We start from the raw sequence: 15,636 nt of genomic DNA, 5'->3' as shown, positions 1-15,636 counted from the left end.
GACGCAACCCGGACAACGGTCGTGATGCGTCGGTCTGAGAGGCGCAATGGCGCGCCACGGGTAGGGGAAGGCGACCAACGAGAGGCGCGCTGTCGCGTGCCGTGCACCGCCGCCCATAGAGCCCCCGAGTGTCCAGTGCCCTTCAACCGGTTTGCTGGTTGTGGCGGCACCAATTTTTCTGGTTCGGATGATACATCAGATCATGCAATCCGTGAACAGTCCTGTTACACTTTCGGGTGATGACCATATCTGCCAGTGTGACGCGGCGCATTTGGAGAACATGCGCGGATATGCTGCTGCCACTGGAACAGAATGGTGCGACTGTCTGCTGTTCACCTATAGCTTCATGGGGTCGCGATCCAAATTCGCCGAAACTGTGCACCGACGGTGTTATCGTCGGGGTGGCCGTCACGGGCGGACGGGTCTCACCCCCTGACCCTTATGCCGCTGGGCACTCTCCCCGCTTCGCGGATTCCGCCCGTGACGCCAGTTTCGGCGCTTGTCATACCGTCGCGGTACGGTCAGGACATCAGCTACATCCACGGGGGTGGACACGATGAGCATCGAGGTTTTTCCCGGCGGCGATCCCTGGTGGGATTACGCACGTGCGTGCGCCGTTGCCCTGTATCGCGGGGAGCCGGCTCCAGCCGCGCAGGTGTACGGCCCCGTGCTCGAAGACGGCGAGGTCGCTCGACTGTGCACGTCCGCGGTGGCCAGCCGACTCATCGCCGGCGACGGGAGTTACCGCCGATCGTCCAGCTTCCTGATGGGCAGCCCCGGACTCATGTTCGGAATGCTTGCCGCCCAGGGCGTTATGAACCGCCGACGCCGCAAGCAGGCCGAGCGCGACCTCGTCGCACAATGGCGCGACCCGCGTCAGGCAACCGTTGTCGTCACCGACGAACGCATCATGTGCAGCGGGTCCGACGGCACCCTCGTCGACTTCTGGTTTCAGTACGTCACCGAGTTCTACCCCGATCTGATGGCCCGATCCGTGACGTTCGCCTTCGGGGATCGCTGCTCCCCGCTGCGCCTGGACGGTCCCACTGCGCCGGCCATCGCACTCTGGTGCGCGCACGCGATCTACGGCCCGGCGTGGGTCAACGACGCTCGCCTGCGGCCACTCCTGACTCCCGCGCAGGGCACGCCGGCGCAGGCCATCACTACGTAAGCCGAGACTCGTAAGGAGAAACCACAATGGGCCAGGTATTGGCGAAATCTATCGGGGCCGGAATCATCGGTGTCCTGGTGGTGATATGCCTTGCGCTATCGGGCATCTCGCTCCCGCAGGCCTGGGTGATCCCCGGATCAATCTTGCTCGGCATCATTATAGGGATCGTGGCGTAACCCGCGACATCAACAGAGGGGACAATGGGCATGTCGCACAACAGATTTGGTGGCGGTCAAGGGGACCCTGCTACCGATTCACCCGTGCCGTCGGAAGCAGAACGCAGAGCCGATCTGCTCATCTCCCGCTACGCCAGACTCACCGACGGCAATCCCGGGTTCCACTATCACCTCCACATGGACATGTCCGACCCCGTGGCCTCAGCCCTGGTTGAAAGCCACCACAGTCGCGCCGACCTCATCCCGCTGATGAGCGACGACAATCGATACCAGACGTGGCGACTACGGCTCGAACACCCCAACTGGTGGATCGGCCTGCGCGCATGCGACACAACACCACTGCTGCACGAAGTCATTACACGCCTGACACCCACGGCGCAACCCGAGTACCTGCGCATCCCGATCGGTTGCAACGCCGAAGGCGAGACCATCTGGGTCGACTGCGTGCCACACAGGGGGGCGTCTGGGTTCGTTGGCTCCCACTGGGTCAATCAGACGATCGCAGCGGTCACCCCACTGTCCGACGAGGCCAAAGCGAAACTCGCTGTGGCACTGAGGCGTGAGCTGCTCGGCCGCAACTTGTGCCAGGGTTGGCCCACGTGGATCATCGAGACCCATTCGGGTTCGGAGAATGCCGACCCCGCCACAGTGTTCCCTGAATCGGAGATTGACGAGAACATCGACGTTGATGCACTCACCGCGGCCATCACCGCAGGAGAAGGCATCCACGGAACGCAATGGGCGGATGCGATCAGAACAATGATCGGCGACCTTGACTTGACTACGTGGCCCGGTGTCACAGACGCGTTACGCACCGAAAGTCAGACGCTAAGCCGTCCATAACTACGGCAAGGAGAACCGCATATGGGGATACTGGACGGTGCCATGGCCGGCGGAACAGTGCTGTGCTGGTCGGTGGCGCTGCAGCACCCGACATCCAGGGGCAACGACTTTCTTATCTACGCGCTGGCCGAAGACAGCGACGAATCCGCCAAGGCGGTTGAAGCGGCGCTAAAAGCTGCACAACCCGGTGAATTCGTCTGCATACCAGTGCGTTTCACAAACCAAATTCACGCGACAAACGTGTACATTCAGCCCCACATGTGGGGCATGTGGTGCGTGGTTCAACAAGCTATCGACGTCAACCAGATGTACGGCAGCACCGCCTAGTTGCCCTTGTCTCGTTGAGATTGGTTGAGCCGTAACGCCATCGAAATAGAGCGTTCGCGAATGGTCGGCACGATGGACAACCACGCCCAGGTACTCGCGCGAGCACCCTGGCTCACCCGGTGCGGTTTTAGCCGTGAGAGATTGCCCAGGCGACGGCGAAGTAGGTGACCACCAGACCCATCCCTAGGAGCAGGGGCGCGATCCGGTAGGTGGCGGTGTGAGGGTGAGCCCTGTTGACGCGGATGTAGATCAACGGACCCGCAATCAGCCACAGCACTAATGCGACATAAGAGCCGATATGCAGGGCATAAAAGGAGAATCCCGCGGCGGCGAGGACAAAGGTCACAAGAAACCAGAATCCGACTCCGACGACGAGACCTAACACTAGAAAGCCCAGCCACACAAGCCTGTACTTACCCACACTGATCACTTTGCGAAGCAATCGGCTAGGACCGCACCAGAGCCGAGTGCGGCGGTCCCCGTGGCCAGCGCAGCCGCGATGCCTGGCGGGGTCCAGTCGACAGGGAGCGTCAGCAGAAACGCCCCGGAGGCTCCGACAAATGCCAACGAGTTTCCCGTCCAGGTCAGCGTGCTACAGCCTTGGTGCAGCGCCTGTTCGGCGATTTGGCGCGCCTGGCGCGCCTCCTCGAGCGCCGCGTCACCCGGGCCGTGTTGATTGATGATCGCGGTGAGCTCGTCGTAGAACTTTTGAGCGCCGCCGGGGATGGTGAACGGCGCCGGCATGGTCGGCAGCAGCGTCCTGTTGAGCGGATTGTCCGGTGGCACCAAGGGCATATTCTCGGCCGCCTTTGCGATCTCCGGCGGGACGGGAAATGGCCCGATCTGGGGGGCTTTACCAGGGTCGTCGGAGAACTTCACACCGTTGTCGTTGTCCACCAACTGCACGTGCGGACCCTGATGTGGGCCGACGATCGTGTCGTCAGGGCCGCCCCCCGTGGCGATCGCCGGGGCAGTTTTGAACGTCGAGTTCATCGACTGCCAGGTCGCTGCTGTCACGCCGGCGTGATAGTCCATTGCTGACGAAGTGGCTTGTGCTTGTTTGGTCGCCAGGTCTTGCGTCCACTGCTGCACCTCTACGGCGTTAGCCCCACGGCTAGCCGCGAAACGCCGCATCGCAGCTGCCAGATTCTCGCGGCTCCGCGCAAACTCCTCGGGGCTAGGTGTGTTCGCTTTCGCGGACTCGAACTCGGCCGCCACGTCGCGGGCATGGCGCGCCATGGCATTGGCGTGGTCCGCCATATCTGACACCCACTGAGCGTGGTTGCGTGTGTTAGCGCCGGCCTGCTGGGTGCCGTCCTCCCAACCGTCGTCGATCGCGTGCGCTGCGCTTGACACCGTTGCCGACAGCTCGCGTAGCTGCCCACTCATGCTCGACCAGTGATCAGCGAACGCGTACAACGACTGAGTACCCGGCCCGCCGTACAGCGCCCGGGCGTGGGCTTCACCCGGCATGGCTGGCGCCGTCGGTGGAAGGGCAGGGATGGCGGGCACCTGCGGTTGGGAGACCGTCGGCAATGAGGCAAGCCCGGTAGCGGAATCGGGGGACTTTCCGCTACGGATCGCGGTTGCGTTGGCGTCGTCCTGGCCCTCCAGAAACGTTGCGGTATTGGCCACAGCCAGGCCACCGACAGTGCGCAACGCGCTGCCGTGATCCAGCAGCGCCGCCAGCGCCGCAGACCCGGTATTCAGTTGCGCCACAGCGGCGACTGATGTCGCATCAACGCCAGGCGGTTGAGCGACTACAGGCGCATGCGACTGGCCGCTCGCTGACAGCTGTCCAGCGGCCGCAGCGAGCGCAGCCGTGTCGACGCGAACATTCATGTGGTGGCCCCCTTGGTCCCCACGATCGTATCGCCGCTGTTGCACCCGAACCGACGGCAAATGCGGTGCGGTTGCAGCTAGGAGCCATTGACGTCCTCTCCGGGCTTCAGCCAGGAGAGGACGTCAACCTTGGTGGATACCTAATCAACAACGCCACGTGCGACCACCCAACGGTGCTGCAGCGGCAGAACATCGGATGCGATGTCGAAATCGGAGTCGTAGTGGATCAGCGTCAGGTCATGGGCGATTGCCAACACGGCGATAAGAAGGTCAGCCATGCCGACAGCGCGGTGCCGGCCGGCCCTCGCCAACTCTCGCTGCGCACCCAACGCTGTCTGCCAGTGCTCGTCTTCTGTTGGCAGGTACTCGTAGGCCAGTCTCCGGTCCGCCCAAAGTTGTTCGTACTCAGCCGGATTGCGTGCACTGTACAGGGCTTCGGCGTCGAGTTGGGCCGTCGTGGCGACCAGCCCAGCCTCGATTAGCGGTGCCAATCGGGCAGCCACCGTGGGCGATTTCATCCGCGCCGCGGCACTGGTGTCGACCATGTAACGCGCGATCAGCGCCACACGTCGCCTCGCTGTTCGGTGCCGGCCATCTCGTCCAGACCGCCAGATCTCAACCAAGCCACCTGGCGCGCACGGGCGGCCCGAGCTGCGGCTTGCTGTAATGCCACCCGGACCGTGTCAGACACGCCGGTCGTCTTCAGCTCCTTCTGCGCTGCCGCCAGAAGGTCGTCGTCTAAGTCGATCAAGCGTTTCGTCATCAGCCAGCCTCAAGGGTATATATCGAATGTCAAATAAGTATATAGCGTGGTAGCGCGTCGGGCTAGCGGCCGATCCTCGGGCGGGCACCGATTCGTCACAGTGACGTTTCTGCGGGCGTCCCTGTGCGCCAACGGCCACAGTCCACTGTCGTCCGACCAGGGGCCGACACCCATCACCAATCCACTCCTGGTCGACCCGCACACCTGATCGACAGGGGCACATCGATCGCCGATCGTCATCATCCTCGGGAACAGGAGTCCGCAGTTGATTGTCCGTTCTCATTGATTCTGGGGCATTCTCATTGAATCTGGGGTAAGTGCGTGTCTTTCTCATTGAATCTGGGGCACGAGGCTTAGCGTTTATGTGTGCTGACGTCGGCTGTTTCGGCTGGGCCAGGTGTAGCGAGTGCAGTGGACTTGGAGTTCAACACCCGCGAGGGATGCACGCGGCAATCGCTGGACCGATGTGCTGCAACCCGGTTTGAGTTGGACTGTTCACCAGTGCGGAATTTCCCCTCGTTTCGAGGTCAGCGTAACTTTCCCGGGCTGTGGTGGTTCGCCACAACCGGCGCACATGTAGGTCACGAGTCCTGGGTAGAACGTGACCAGTTGATGGCGTTGGATGCCGATCCGGATGTTGTTGGTGTTCTGTCGCAACCATTTTGGATTCATTGGCGTGACGGCACGCGGCATGCTCCTGACTACTTCGTGCGGCGCCGCGATGGATCTGTCGTCGTAGTCGACGTTCGTGAGGACGACCGGATCTCTGACGCTGATCGGGACGTGTTCGATCGGTCTGCCGCCACGTGCGCGATGGTCGGTTGGGATTACCTGCGTGTCGGTTCCCTCGATCCAGTGCTGCGGGCGAATCTACGTTGGTTGTCGGGTTATCGGCATCCGCGAGTATTGAAGATCGGTTTGGCTGATCAACTGGCGGAGGTCTTCGCTCGGGTCCGTCCGTTGATGGCTGGTGTGCACGCGGTCGGGACTCCTTTGGTGGTGCTGCCCGTACTGTTTCATCTGCTCTGGCACGGCCGTTTAGTTGCCGATCTGCAAGGAGCGGCACTTGGCGACGACACGGCGATTGGCCTCGGGACCGGGTGGTGACCTGACGTGCGAACGGGTGTCGTCCGAGAGGGAGACGAAATCCGTTTATCAGCAGGTGTTTTCACCGTCGTAACCCTGTCGGGCGGATCAGCTCGACTGGTTGACGCTGTCGGCGAGCAGATTGTGGTGCCGCTCTCGCAGCTGATGGTTGATCCGGCATTGGAATTGGTGTCGGGGTCGCGACCGCCACTGTGTTCTGAGGAAATGCTGGCTGGCATTCCCGAGGCAGCCGTCGAGCAAGCACGGTGGTGGGAGCGCCACATCGTGGAGATCCTCAGCGGCCGCCCGCCTGGGACGGCCGCGGGCATTCGTCCCCGCCCAGAGTTCGACACGGCGAAACGATCTCTGCGGCAGCGTGAGCTGGCCAAGTTGGACGAGCTGCGTGCCGCCGGCCACGACGTGAGTCGGAATGCGTTGCAGCGTCGCCGATTTGCCTACGAACGGGACGGGCTCCTGGGAGTGGTTGACGGGCGCCATAATCGGCGGCGCGCGGTATTCGGCCGTGTGGACGACCGTGTCGTCGCCGCGGTGCGGGATGCGATCGAGGGCGAGACCGACCTGTCAACGGGAACGGTGCAGCGTCTGCAACGGCGGGTCGCCAAGACGCTGGTGGCCACCTATGGTGCCGACGACGCGCCCGCGATGCCGTCGCAGCCCACCTTCTACCGGCTGGTCAAGCGCCTCGCGGAAGGACGGCACACGTTCGGGTCAGCACGGACGCGGCGATCGCTGTCCAAGCAGCCCGATGGCCCATTCGGGTCGATCACCGTGGTGCGCCCCGGCGAGATGGTGGAAATCGATTCAACCCTTCTGGATGTACGGGTAGTGCTCGATGACGGCATGGTAGACCGAGTCGAGCTGACTGCGATGGTCGACAACGCTACGCGGTCCATCCCGGCCGCGGTGCTGCGACCGACGACCAAAGCAGTGGACGCGTCACTGCTCTTGGCGCGGGCATTGACGCCCGAACCGATGCGCCCGGGATGGGCCGATGCGCTGCGGATGTCCCGGTCGGTACTTCCGCACCACAGCCTGACCAGTGTCGATCAGCGCCTGGCCGATGCTGCGGCCAGGCCGGTGATCGCTCCCGAGACGATCGTCTGCGATCACGGGAAAGCGTATCTGTCCCAAACATTTCGGCAAGCGTGCTGCACATTGGGGATCAATCTGCAGCCGGCTCATCCCGACTGCCCGACCGATAAGCCGAAGATCGAGCGGACATTGCAGTCGGTGGGCACCCTGTTCGCACAGTACGTGGCCGGTTACGTCGGTTCATCGGTGGAGCGGCGTGGGAAAAACGCCGAGGACGACGCGGTGTGGTCGATGATTGAGCTGCAGGCGCTGCTGGACGAGTGGATCATCGCGGTGTGGCAGAACCGCCCCCACGATGGCCTGCGGGATCCGGTGACGCCGGGGAAAGCGTTGTCTCCCAACGAGAAATACACTGCCCTCGTTGAGGTGGCTGGCTATGTACCGGTCCCACTGGACGCCGACGACTATATCGAATTGCTTCCCGTGCAGTGGCGCACAATCAACAGTTACGGGGTCCGGATCAACCATCGCACCTATGACGCCAAGGCGCTCAACCCATACCGGCGCCAGCATTCCGGGGTCGATGCCCGTAACGGACAGTGGGAAGTGCACTACGACCCGTATGACGTGTCGAGGATTTGGGTGCGCAATCACCACGAAGACGGATGGCTGGCCGCGACGTGGACGCACCTTCGGTCCTCGCCGGTGCCGTTCGGCGAGACACTGTGGCGCCACGCCCGCTCCGTAGCCGACCGCAGAGGGGCCCAGAAGACCCAGGAAGCGGAGATTGCGGCCATCGCGGAGGACTTGCTGGACCGCGCCGCCGCTGGGCCGCAGCAGCAGACGAAAGCCGAGCGCCGAGTGACTGGACGGACCAGCGCCGCGAGCGCCGGCCGGGACTGGCCGGACCCGACGGAATCATCCGAACATCATGGCCCGTCACCGTCGGAACGGGCCGCCGACAACGAGACTTTCGACGATGACGGCGAGATGGCGGAGGTCATACCCCTGCCGGTGTTTGATGCACGCAAGGAGGCCCAAACGTGGCGACTGTGACCGAGATTGCGGCGGTGGGTCAGTTAGAGGATCGCCGCCAGCCGACCACGACGCTGGAGGGCTGGCGGCGTTTTGTTGATGCCGATCCGCCGGAGTTCACGTTGCTCGCCGACGACGAGTGGGCCAGCCTCGGTGAGGACGAGCGGACGGCCTACAACGAGGCCCGGGTTGCGCATCATTCGGAGCTGGTGGTGGTCACCACGTCGGCGATCGAAGCGATCACCCATCAGGGCCGGCTGTTGACATTGCTCAACCAGCGCGAGATCGGGGCCCGGCGCGGGCTGATCATCTCCGGCGGGGCAGCGACGGGGAAAACTACGGCGATCAAGCAACTGGGTCGGTTTCACGAATTGCGCACCCGTGCACGGTTTCCCGGCGATGAGAGCCGGATTCCGGTGGTGTATGTGACGGCCCCGCCGAAAGGGTCGCCCCGCAAGTTGGCGATGGAGTTCGCACGGTTTCTGGGGCTTCCCACGCTCAATCAGCGGATGAACGTGACCGATATTTCCGATGCCGTGTGCCAGGTGCTCATCGATGCCCGTACCGACATCGTGGTGGTCGATGAAATCCACAACCTCAACCTCGACACCCGCGCCGGCGAAGAACTGTCCGACCACCTCAAATACTTCACCGAGCATCTGCCTGCGACATTCGTTTACGCCGGGATCGAAGTGGAACGCTCGGGGCTGTTCACCGGCACGCGGGGACGGCAGTTGGCCGGCCGTTGCGGGGTGATCCACACCAGCGCATTCCCCGACGCCAAGGAGTGGCGACAACTCGTCGCCGCCATGGAAGGTACCTTGCGTCTGCATCGACACGAACCGGGAAGCCTTGTCGCCCAGGCCCGTTACCTGCACCGCCGCACCGGCGGGATGATCGGCAGCCTGGCCCACTTGATCCGGGCTTCAGCAATCCAAGCGATGCTCGACGGCACCGAGCACATCACCCGCGAGGCCATGGACGATATTTTGATCGACTACGCCGCCCACACGGCCGCGGCCCGCACGGCCAGCTGACGTGGCAACTGTCAGGCCGTGGCCGCGCGGACCACGCCAGCGGCTCCCGCGAACGATCGCACCGTTCCGTTGGGAAGCCGTATCGTCCTACATCGACAGGCTGGCCCGCGCCAACCATATCGGCGTCTCCACACTGCGCGGCCATGTCGCCGAATCATGCGCAGCCCGGCCGCGACCGGACTGGTTGGCCGTCGTCAGCGGCCAACCTGAGCAGGTAATCCGGTCCCGTCTCTGCGGGCTTGCTGGCGACCCCACCGCGCTCAAGCAATATCTCCGCCGCCCTTTGTGTCAAAGATGTATGGCACGCAAGGGAATACACGAACCCGTCTACTGCTACCTGCCTGCACATGTCTCCGTATGCCACCGTCACCGACGCTGGATCGGTTCACCAACGCGCGTTCTTGACGACCAGGTGGATCTTCGTGACCGGCCCACGGTGCTCAGTGCCGGGCGCACGCATCGGCGCTTGGCCCGTCAGTATTCAGAGGTCGACCTTCATGACGCCTTGGGCGACGCCCGCCACATCCTGGTCTTCTGGGCTCACGCAGAGCGTCACGTGGCGGCGGGGATTCTGCAGAATGGCCTAGAAGCGCACGTGGTGGCCTACCCCGATGTGATCGCCGTAGCCGCAACATTGCTCACAGCTCGCCCTCGGGTTGAACAGCCCAGGACGCCAACGGAACCCGCCTGGCCGACGCTACTGCTCGACCGCATCAACGAACGCACCGGCGCCCACCATGCCGACGCCACCCCCGTCGAGCAATGGGCGCAGTACCGACGCCTATTCGCCACTGCCGTATTGACGACACGCTCAGACGGCGCAGAACTGGCGTGTCGCGCTTAGGGGTCGGCAGTCTTGAATGTGCCTTATCAGTAAGGCACTTGTGGTGTGCATCTGACTGTGTCCGACGGTTGTATCTATCGGCTTTCTAATCGTTAGGGACAGTGGTATCTGGCTGGGTGTATCGGCCGGTGAATCATCACCGGCGGCGCTGCTTGCCGGTGATTGGCCGGCGGTGGGTGGTCCAGCACGCGGCCACCGCGCTGACCACCACAGCGAAGGCGGCAATGACGCTGGCCGGGAGGGCGTGGTCCTGCAGCCATCCGGTCGCGGTGGCCGACCAGCCGGTGAGCAGGTTGCCGCCGCTGGCGGTGTGCCCGGTGGCCGCGGGCAGCCAGTACCACGCGAGGTAGGCGCCGGTGGCGATGAGGACAACGGCGGTGACGCGGGTCCCGTGGCGGGCGAGGATACCCAGATGCCGGGTCAGGGCCGTGCCGGCGATGGCGGTGCCGACGCTGACCAGCATCAAGATGGTGGCGGCACCGGCTGTGTATGCGGTGAACACTGCCAGCAGACCGCCCCATCCGCTGGTGGCCTGGGCCTGGGCGATCACCGCGAGCAGTACCCCGAAGGTGCAGGACAGTGACGCCAGGGCGTAGCCGATTCCGGCCGCGAGCACACCACCGGCTGTTGGGGAGTCCGGCCGATGACGCGTCCGGGCAGGCATACGCAGACCGATGGTGCGGCCGGTGAGCATGAAGCCGCCCAAGATGGCCAGGGTGAGCCCGATCGTGATCCCGAGCCAGGGAGCAGCCGTCACCAGGGTCCGGGCACCGGCACTGATCGCGATACCGGCGAGGGTGAGGGTGCCGGTGAACCCGATGGTCAGGACGGCCCCGGTGCGCAGTGCCCGGGCCAGCCGCACGAGCACCGCATCGGTGCCGCCGGTGGCGATGGTGCCGGTGATCCACGCCGGTAGCAGCGCGAACCCGCAGGGGTTGACCGGGGCGAGCATGCCAGCGGTAAACGCGAGCGCGAGCAGGTTCACCGTGCGGCGCTGCTGCCGAGGGCGGCCAGGATCTGATCCTGGGACGGGGCGTGGCCGCGGTAGCTGATCTGCCCGGACGGGTCGATGACGAGGGCGGTGGTCGGCGCGGTCACCTGGTAGCGGCTGGTCAGGGCCCCGTTAGTATCGACGACCGCGGGCAGGCTGGTGCCGCCGATCTGGTCCAGGAAGTGGCGAACATCGGCGGGTTTCTCGGTGGGGACGATGTCGACGGCTAGGAACTTGGCGCTGCCTCCGGCTTTCTCCACGGCCGCCCGAGCAGCGGCCAGGGATTTACCGCCGCCGACGCATTCGCCGCACCCGTAGGAGAAGAACAGGATCGCGGTCGGGGCGGCAGCGGGCAGTTCGACGGTTTTGCCGTCCACCGTGGTCAGTGTCGCCGCCGTCGCCTGGGTTGTGGCGTTGGCGTGTGGCGGTGAGGTCGGATTGCTGGTTGTGGCCGATTGGCCGCACGCGGTCAGCGCGCCCGCTGCCAGCATCACAGCCGTAACGCCCGCCCACCTGTGGGGTGTAAACGAACGCGTTTCAGACATTGTCGATGCTTCCTTTCGTCAGGTCGTCGAGCGTGTGCGTCGCGGGTGAATGGCTGTCGGCGGGACAGCAGTGATCGCCGCGTTGACCGCGGCGGGCGAAGGCGACCACAGCCGCCAGCAGCAGCGCGACGGCTGCCCCGATGACCCATGGATTCTCGAGCAGTCCACACACGGCGGCGAGCGCGCCGCCGGCGATCAGGACTGGCGCGGCGCAACACAGGGCCGTCACCAGCACCGCTGCCGCACCCAGCAGCACGGGATTTCTTCGTGGACGTTGATTCATTGATTTCTCCTCATCAGGTTGGGTGCGGCTGGTCAGCTGCAGCAGCCGGGGTGGGCAGTTGGCGGGGTATGGAGCTGGGTAAGGATTTGTGTGGTCAGGGCTGCGCCGAGTTGGTGGGCCTCAGCGACGCTGACGATCTGACCTTCGGGGTGCTCGGCGAGCCACGGCGCGGCGTCCTGCGCGCAGGTGAAGTAGTGCACCTGGTTGCAGAATGAGGACCGGATCGAGGTGAGGTCGTCGGGGTTGACCAGCGAGACCACCGCGGTCTCGGGCTGCACGCTGGTGACACCGTTTTCGCCGACCGAGACCCTGATCGGGTGCCCGCTGACGGGTGATTCGGATTCGATGCTGGCGGGCCGGTCCAGGATGGTGGGAAAGATGAGGGTGTCCAGGGCGCACCAGGTGTAGAGCTCTTGGCCGGCCACGGTGAATCGGTGGCGGGTCGGGCGCAGGGTCAGGCCCTGGCCGACGATGCGGCCCTGCTCGTCGTATTCGGTGTCGGGTACCGCGGCCAGACGCCGGGTCACCTCGTCAACCGGGAGGCCGACGGCCGCGGCGAGCGCCTCCACGGTGACCGGCTCGCCGGCGGCGAGCAGCCGCAGCAACGGCACCAGCATCGTCGGGTCGAGCCCGGACTCTTCCGGAATGGTCAGGCGGTCAAGGAAATTGGGCATCAGGAACCTTTCGAGTGAGCCATGCGTCAGGATGCGCAGCAGGACAGTCGGGACATATCGGCGCTGAAGGACTGGGCGGCGATTTTGATGCCTTCGGCCATGGTCAGATACGGGGCCCAGGACCCGGCGACCTGGTCGACGGTCATCGCGGCGTCGAGGATGTAGACCGCGGCGGCGGCGATCTCGCCAGCATCCTTGGCGACGGCGGTGATGCCGTGGATGCGGCCGGTGCCGGCGTCGGCGACGAGTTTGATGAAACCGCGGGTGTCTCGGTTGACCACCGCACGCGGCACATGTTTTAGCGGCAGCACCCGGCAGTCGCACCGTGTCCCGGCGGCGAGGAGCTCGGCCTCGGTCGTCCCGGCCGCACCGACCGCGGGGCTGGTGAACGTCACGCGGGGCAGATGGCGGTAGTCGACCCTGCGGCCGGCGTCGGTGAAGATGTTGTCGGCGACCATCGCGCCGTGATGGGCGGCGACGTAGACGAACTCGCGGTGCCCGGTCACGTCGCCGGCCGCCCAGATCCGTGGGTTCGACGACTGCAGCCCGTCGCTCACCACGACCTCGTTGTTCTCGCCGGTTTTGACCTGCACCGCTTCGAGATTCAGGCCGTCGGTGTTCGGACGGCGGCCGGTGGCGACGAGGACTTTCGCGGCACGGAACTGCTGCGTTCCGCCGGTGATGGTCGCGGTGACCGTGACCTGATCGTCGGCCTGCTCGACCTCGCTCACCGTGGCGCGGCGCACCACCCGGATGCCGTCGTCGGCGAACACCTCCAGCAGCGCCATGCCGACTTCCGGCTCTTCCTTCGATGCCAGCGTGGAGCGGACCAGCACCGTCACCGTTGACCCGAGCCGGGCGAACAGTTGCGCCTGCTCCAACGCGACGTAGCCGCCGCCGATCACCAGCAGCGACTCCGGGACCTCGGTGACTTCCATCGCGGTGGTCGAGGTCAGGTAGGCGACGCCCTCGAATGCGGGCGGGATGACTGGGTTCGCGCCGGTGGCGATCAGGTAGTGCTCGGCCTCGATGGTGGCATCGCCGACCTCGATGACGGGCGCGTCCGGGGTTCCGGCGAACCGCGCTTGGCCCTGAATGCGCTGCCAGCCATACGATTCGGCCACGTTGAGGTACTTCTCTGAGCGCAGCGACTCCACCAGATCGTGCGTGCCGGCGATCAGGGCCGCCATGTCCACCGGGCCGGCCGTGGTGGCGATCCCCGGGAACCGGGCAGTGTCGGCTGCGGTATGCCGGGCCTCGGCCGCTGCGATCAGGGCCTTTGACGGCACGCAGCCGGTGTTGACACACGTGCCACCGAAGATGCCGCGCTCGATCATGACGACGGACTTGCCGAGCGCGGTAGCGCGGATCGCCGCGGCCATCGCCGCGCCGCCGGAACCGATGACCGCGAGGTCCAATCCCTGACTCATGCACCCATCCTTGACCTTCAAGTAGGCTTGAAGGTCAAGTGTTCTGAGGAGACATCGTGAGAATCGGGAAGCTCGCCGAGGCGACCGGGGCCACCACCGCGACGCTGCGCTACTACGAAGACGAAGGCCTGCTCCCGCCCGCCGAACGTTCCCCGGCGGGGTATCGCGACTATGCCGCCGACACGATCGCCCGGGTCGGCTTCATCCGACGGGGACAGGCCGCCGGGTTCAGCCTCGCCCAGATTCGGCAGATCCTCGACATCCGTGACAGCGGCCACGCGCCGTGCACGCACGTGCGCGACCTGCTCGACATCCGACTGACCGACCTCGACGAGCAGATCAGCGCACTGGTGGCACTGCGCGAGACCATCGCCCGGCTGCGGCAGGGCGCCGAAAGCGTCGACCCGGAATCATGCAGCGCCGATGACGTATGTCGATACCTCTAGGAGCCACCTCCGTGGCACCGGAGGCATGTATTTCGTCAAGTCCGTTGACCCCGGCAGTCGTCATGAATTTCCGCCCCACTGGAGGTCGTTGGTGCGCGGGAGCGCGGGGCCTGCTGAGCAGTAGGCTCACCCGATGCGGTGGGATTTCACTCGAAGCTGGTCGCATTGGCCGTGCTGAGCCCAGCCACACTCGTTCAGGCGATCGCCACCTTCGCCATCACCAATATCGACGACATCGTGGTCCTCGCGGTGATGTTCGGCCAGGCGCCCGGTCATCGTGGCGCAGCCATCCGAGTGACCGCCGGTCAGTACCTCGGCTTCACCGCCATCTTGGCAGTTTCGGTCGGCGGCGCACTCCTGGGTGCCACGCTGCTTCCTCCAGCCGCACTGCCGTACTTCGGGCTGCTGCCCATCGTGTTGGGGCTGCGGGCGGCATGGCTGGCCTGGCGGGATCGCCGCACCCAACCGGCGCCGACCGATGATCCCGCAACACTGTTGACGCCTGGCACCTGGCAGGTCGCAGTCATCACCTTCGCCAACGGCGGCGACAACATCGGCGTGTACGTTCCGATCTTCGCCGTCTCAACGATCGCCACCATCGGTGTTTACATCATCGTGTTCCTCATCGGTGTGGCCATCTGGTGCGCGGCCGGCCGATATTTCGCCTCCCACCCGATCATCGCCAAAGCACTCTCACGCTGGGGCCACATCGTTCTGCCCGTTGCACTGATCACAATCGGGGCCCTCATCCTCATCAAAGGCGGAGCGTTCGCCCTCTAGCTCGGAGCAACTTCACCACTCAGGGCCAGGAGGCGCTCCTGCATCGGCATGTGTTGGCGTTCAACCACTTTGGTGATGTCCCGGCCCGTATCCGCTATGACAATCTAAAACGGGCGGTGGCCAAGGTGCTCAAAGGCCGCAGCCGGCACCCGAACTACCAACACGAGCGAGCGCACCACAGAATCATGATCGTGTGTCACGAGAGACACGATCACAGTAGTTATACCGAAGACGTACCCGAGCCAACGGAATCGACAGGAGACCATTCCGGCTACCCTGCTGCGCTCGCAGCCGGGCGCGGAAGCAGGGT

The 15,636-nt window shown here is 64.7% G+C and carries 19 protein-coding genes; 10 read left to right on the top strand and 9 right to left on the bottom strand.

What is annotated here, in order from left to right:
- Window positions 1-556: 556 nt before the first annotated feature.
- The 3 genes from TL10_RS25520 to TL10_RS25510 all read left to right on the top strand — a co-directional run bounded on the left by TL10_RS25520 (window position 557) and on the right by TL10_RS25510 (window position 2,517).
- On the top strand, window positions 557-1,171 hold the full coding sequence (locus TL10_RS25520) for a hypothetical protein (RefSeq protein WP_131630810.1): 615 nt from the start codon (window positions 557-559) through the stop codon (window positions 1,169-1,171).
- Window positions 1,172-1,371: 200 nt separating this feature from the next.
- On the top strand, window positions 1,372-2,190 hold the full coding sequence (locus TL10_RS25515) for a hypothetical protein (RefSeq protein ID WP_131630809.1): 819 nt from the start codon (window positions 1,372-1,374) through the stop codon (window positions 2,188-2,190).
- A 21-nt stretch (window positions 2,191-2,211) separates the two neighbouring features.
- The gene (locus TL10_RS25510; protein ID WP_043987852.1) at window positions 2,212-2,517 is read left to right on the top strand and encodes a hypothetical protein; all 306 of its coding nucleotides are present in this window, start codon (window positions 2,212-2,214) and stop codon (window positions 2,515-2,517) included.
- 127 nt (window positions 2,518-2,644) lie between these two features.
- Here the strand turns inward: TL10_RS25510 and TL10_RS25505 are convergent, their stop codons facing one another.
- From TL10_RS25505 to TL10_RS25490, 4 genes are all read right to left on the bottom strand, one after another.
- The gene (locus TL10_RS25505) at window positions 2,645-2,938 is read right to left on the bottom strand and encodes a hypothetical protein (RefSeq protein ID WP_131630808.1); all 294 of its coding nucleotides are present in this window, start codon (window positions 2,936-2,938) and stop codon (window positions 2,645-2,647) included.
- Between the two features lie 5 nt (window positions 2,939-2,943).
- Window positions 2,944-4,236 (bottom strand): PPE domain-containing protein, encoded by a 1,293-nt coding sequence (locus TL10_RS29825; RefSeq protein WP_052506537.1) that lies wholly within the window; start codon window positions 4,234-4,236, stop codon window positions 2,944-2,946.
- Window positions 4,237-4,499: 263 nt separating this feature from the next.
- Complete coding sequence (locus TL10_RS25495; protein ID WP_016895041.1) at window positions 4,500-4,925, bottom strand: PIN domain-containing protein; 426 nt, start codon at window positions 4,923-4,925, stop codon at window positions 4,500-4,502.
- Window positions 4,916-5,122, bottom strand: coding sequence for a hypothetical protein (locus tag TL10_RS25490; RefSeq protein WP_016895040.1), 207 nt, complete (start codon window positions 5,120-5,122; stop codon window positions 4,916-4,918). The genes TL10_RS25495 and TL10_RS25490 overlap by 10 nt, the downstream gene beginning before the upstream one ends.
- 366 nt (window positions 5,123-5,488) lie before the next feature.
- On the opposite strand from TL10_RS25490, the gene TL10_RS25485 reads away from it, so the two are divergent.
- The 4 genes from TL10_RS25485 (at window position 5,489) to TL10_RS31810 (ending at window position 10,177) form a co-directional block, all read left to right on the top strand.
- Complete coding sequence (locus tag TL10_RS25485; RefSeq protein WP_011894084.1) at window positions 5,489-6,229, top strand: TnsA-like heteromeric transposase endonuclease subunit; 741 nt, start codon at window positions 5,489-5,491, stop codon at window positions 6,227-6,229.
- A gap of 123 nt (window positions 6,230-6,352) precedes the next feature.
- A complete protein-coding gene (locus tag TL10_RS25480; RefSeq protein WP_005148662.1) occupies window positions 6,353-8,317 on the top strand; it encodes a TnsB C-terminal domain-containing protein in 1,965 nt (654 codons plus the stop codon).
- Window positions 8,305-9,333: a TniB family NTP-binding protein gene (locus TL10_RS25475; protein WP_005148661.1), complete on the top strand. Its 1,029-nt coding sequence runs from the start codon at window positions 8,305-8,307 to the stop codon at window positions 9,331-9,333. Before TL10_RS25480 ends, TL10_RS25475 begins: the two co-directional genes overlap by 13 nt.
- 298 nt (window positions 9,334-9,631) lie before the next feature.
- The gene (locus tag TL10_RS31810; RefSeq protein WP_226522004.1) at window positions 9,632-10,177 is read left to right on the top strand and encodes a hypothetical protein; all 546 of its coding nucleotides are present in this window, start codon (window positions 9,632-9,634) and stop codon (window positions 10,175-10,177) included.
- 136 nt (window positions 10,178-10,313) lie between these two features.
- Here the strand turns inward: TL10_RS31810 and TL10_RS25465 are convergent, their stop codons facing one another.
- From TL10_RS25465 to merA, 5 genes are read right to left on the bottom strand one after another with little or no spacing between them, the layout of a single operon-like run.
- The gene (locus TL10_RS25465) at window positions 10,314-11,162 is read right to left on the bottom strand and encodes a cytochrome c biogenesis CcdA family protein (RefSeq protein WP_024444598.1); all 849 of its coding nucleotides are present in this window, start codon (window positions 11,160-11,162) and stop codon (window positions 10,314-10,316) included.
- Window positions 11,159-11,659: a TlpA family protein disulfide reductase gene (locus TL10_RS25460; RefSeq protein WP_225433764.1), complete on the bottom strand. Its 501-nt coding sequence runs from the start codon at window positions 11,657-11,659 to the stop codon at window positions 11,159-11,161. Before TL10_RS25460 ends, TL10_RS25465 begins: the two co-directional genes overlap by 4 nt.
- Before the next feature lie 46 nt (window positions 11,660-11,705).
- A complete protein-coding gene (locus tag TL10_RS25455) occupies window positions 11,706-11,996 on the bottom strand; it encodes a mercuric ion transporter MerT (RefSeq protein WP_005148657.1) in 291 nt (96 codons plus the stop codon).
- A gap of 32 nt (window positions 11,997-12,028) precedes the next feature.
- Window positions 12,029-12,670 (bottom strand): organomercurial lyase MerB, encoded by a 642-nt coding sequence (gene merB / locus TL10_RS25450; protein WP_005148656.1) that lies wholly within the window; start codon window positions 12,668-12,670, stop codon window positions 12,029-12,031.
- 26 nt (window positions 12,671-12,696) lie between these two features.
- On the bottom strand, window positions 12,697-14,100 hold the full coding sequence (gene merA / locus TL10_RS25445; RefSeq protein WP_005148655.1) for a mercury(II) reductase: 1,404 nt from the start codon (window positions 14,098-14,100) through the stop codon (window positions 12,697-12,699).
- Between the two features lie 56 nt (window positions 14,101-14,156).
- On the opposite strand from merA, the gene TL10_RS25440 reads away from it, so the two are divergent.
- The 3 genes from TL10_RS25440 to TL10_RS31805 all read left to right on the top strand — a co-directional run.
- On the top strand, window positions 14,157-14,546 hold the full coding sequence (locus TL10_RS25440; protein ID WP_005148625.1) for a heavy metal-responsive transcriptional regulator: 390 nt from the start codon (window positions 14,157-14,159) through the stop codon (window positions 14,544-14,546).
- A gap of 138 nt (window positions 14,547-14,684) precedes the next feature.
- Window positions 14,685-15,326, top strand: a complete 642-nt coding sequence (locus TL10_RS25435; protein WP_079481877.1) for a cadmium resistance transporter — start codon at window positions 14,685-14,687, stop codon at window positions 15,324-15,326.
- 50 nt (window positions 15,327-15,376) lie between these two features.
- Window positions 15,377-15,636: hypothetical protein (locus TL10_RS31805; protein ID WP_234711538.1), on the top strand; the 260-nt coding region annotated here is incomplete at its 3' end.

Origin of the sequence: Mycolicibacterium llatzerense, assembly GCF_000878195.1 — a bacterium.
GTDB classification, from domain to species: domain Bacteria; phylum Actinomycetota; class Actinomycetes; order Mycobacteriales; family Mycobacteriaceae; genus Mycobacterium; species Mycobacterium llatzerense.
Note: the sequence above shows the minus strand (reverse complement) of the source record. Positions and strands in the feature narration are given on the sequence as shown.